The organism is Dietzia sp. SYD-A1 (assembly GCF_015356725.1).
GTDB lineage: Bacteria > Actinomycetota > Actinomycetes > Mycobacteriales > Mycobacteriaceae > Dietzia.
Genome location: NZ_JADDKI010000182.1, coordinates 1 through 2437 on the forward strand (window position 1 = coordinate 1; position 2437 = coordinate 2437).

3 protein-coding genes are annotated in these 2437 nt (G+C 71.6%); 1 reads left to right on the forward strand and 2 read right to left on the reverse strand.

Going from position 1 to position 2437, the window contains the following annotated elements; translation table 11 throughout:
* On the reverse strand, positions 1-968 hold a 968-nt coding region (locus IY392_RS08350), incomplete at its 3' end, for an MFS transporter (RefSeq protein WP_194860956.1).
* Positions 961-1863, reverse strand: a complete 903-nt coding sequence (locus IY392_RS08355; RefSeq protein WP_182613379.1) for a glutaminyl-peptide cyclotransferase — start codon at positions 1861-1863, stop codon at positions 961-963. The genes IY392_RS08350 and IY392_RS08355, both read right to left, overlap by 8 nt.
* A gap of 57 nt (positions 1864-1920) precedes the next feature.
* Here IY392_RS08355 and IY392_RS08360 point away from each other — a divergent pair.
* A partial coding sequence (locus tag IY392_RS08360) for a DUF3027 domain-containing protein (RefSeq protein WP_194860957.1) occupies positions 1921-2437 on the forward strand: 517 nt, incomplete at its 3' end.

The following is a 2437-nucleotide window of genomic DNA, read 5'->3' on the forward strand; positions in this document are numbered from 1 at the left end:
GTGGTGATCCGGCCCGGGCGGCCCAGCGGGAGGCGGGCGCCCACGGCGTTGCCCGCGAACGTGCCCAGACCTCCCGCCACACCGGCGATCGCGAGCATCCCGGCCTGTTCCGCCGCCGTGGCGTTCTCCTGGGCCTTGGCCACGAACGCCAGGAACAGGGTGAGGAAGCCGGTCATGAGACGGACCATCGACACGGCCCAGAGGTTGGCCAGGACCTGACGACCCAGTGGCCGGGTCAGGACGGCCTTGAGTCCGCTGACGAGCGGACGGCCGCGGTCCATGCGCAGGGTCGCGGACTCCTCGTCGAGCGAGGCCTCGGCGCGGGCGGGGATGGTCATCGCGACGTATGCCGACACGAGCGCCACCACGGCGAGCAACCAGAGCGCCGCGTCCGAGCCCCACAGCCAGGACACGGCCCCGGCCAGGGCGCCCGCGATCAGTGACCCACACACGTGGCCGAGCACGGTCAGTCGGGAGTTGGTCCGGACCAGGTCGAGCGCCGGCGGCAGGACGTGGGGGGTGATGGAAGCCTTGACCACGCCGAAGGTCTTGGACAGGACGAGCATTCCCAGGGCGAGGGGGTACAGCAGCCACGAGTCGAAATTCAGCGCGAGGATCACCGCGAGCACCGCCCGCAGGGTGAAGGTGAGCGACACCGTGAGGCGCCGCCCGCTGCGAAGCCGGTCGAGCGCCGGTCCGATCACCGGGGCGATCACCGCGAACGGTGCCACCGTCACCAGCAGGTACAGGGCCACGTTGCTACGCGACTCGGCGGTGGCGGCGGAGAAGAACAACGTGTTGGCCAGGGCGACCGCGAGGATGGCGTCGCACGCGAAGTTGGCGACGGTGACGTAGCTGAGCTGCGACAGGCCCGATCTGTTCGCCCCGTCGGCGTGGAAGACCCGCCGGACGCCTCGGCCGATTCTGGCCGCGGCACGGCGGGCCGGACCGGGGGAGCGGTCACCCAATGAGGCGCACCTCGTACATCGTGGGCCACAGCTTCCCGGTGAGCAGCACGTTCTCCGAACCGGGGAGCGCGGCGATCCCGTTGAGGACCGCCTCCCGGCTGGCGGGCCGGGGCCGCTCGAGCGCCGAGGCGTCGTAGATGGCGGTGACCGCGCCGGTGGCCGGGTCGATGCGGATGACCTCGTCGGTCATCCAGACGTTGGCCAGGACGGAGCCGTCCGTGCACTCGAGTTCGTTGATCTGGCGGACAGGCGCGCCCCCCGAGGTCACCGCGACCGTGCCCGTGGGCTCGAAGGTGACGGGGTCGCGGAACGTGAGCTCGTCGGAGCCGTTGCTCATGATCAGCCGCCCGCCGTCGAAACACAGACCCCAGCCCTGACCCTGGTACGGGGCCTCGGAGCGCACCTCGAGGGTCCGGGGATCACGATTGTGGGCGATCCCGTTGGTCCAGGTCAGGGTCCAGAGCGTGTCCGGTGTGACGGCCAGGCCCTCGCCGAACTCGTGGTCGGCCATCTTCACGGAGACGGTGGGCGGGCCACCGGCGAGAGGGCGGCGCTGCACCTCGGAGTGGCCGTACTGCCCGGTCGACTCGTAGATCTCGTCACCCACCACCTGCAGGCCCTGCGTGAACAACGCGGGGTCGTGCTCAAGGGTCCGGACGACCTCGACCGAGCCCCGTGTGGGACGCGGCTCGGACGGGCCCACCGGCACGTGTTCGCCGGCCGTGGCGCCCGAGCCCGAACCCGACCCGGTGGGCATGCTCGACGACGCCAGTGAGGCCTCGGCGGGCGTGGGGCTCCCGGCGAAGTCGGAACCCGTCGAGGAGCACGCCGCGACGGCACCGACGAGGGACAGTGTGACGGCGAGAGGGCCGAGGGTGCCGAGGACGCTGCGCATGACTCAAGAATGCCGTACTCCGGGCCGAACCGCGACGTCGTGGCGATGGCGCGCATAATGGGTCGGGTGAACACCGAGGTAGACACGGATCAGGAGGCGGACCCCGTGAGCACCGATCAGGCCTCGGGCTTCGACGAGGCCCTGCGCGAGCGACTGGCCTCGGGCGTCGACGTGGCCCGTGCGGCCGTGGAGGAGTTCGCGGTCCACGGGGTGGGTGAGCACCTGGGGAGCGTCGTCGAGGCGCCGTTCACCACGACCCACCGCTTCGCGTCCGACCTCGCCGGCTACCGGGGGTGGTACTGGGCCTGTGTCCTGGCGCTGGTCCCCGGCGGTGAGGTGACGGTCGACGAGATCTCCCTCCTCCCCGGGCCAGGGTCGGTCGTGGCCCCGGAATGGGTGCCCTGGGAGAAGAGGATCCGGCCGGGAGATCTGGGTGCGGGCGATCTCCTGCCCCCTGCGGAGGATGACGAGCGACTGGTGCCCGGGCAGTTCCTCACCGGAGACGACGAGCTCGACGAGGTCGCCGGCCCCGTGGGCCTCGGACGGCCCCGGCACCTGAGTCGGGAGGGCCGGT

Bases quoted from the DNA above. Each gene is read 5' to 3' on its own strand.
- IY392_RS08355 (WP_182613379.1), bottom strand. From the start codon at position 1,863: ATGCGCAGCGTCCTCGGCACCCTCGGCCCTCTCGCCGTCACACTGTCC.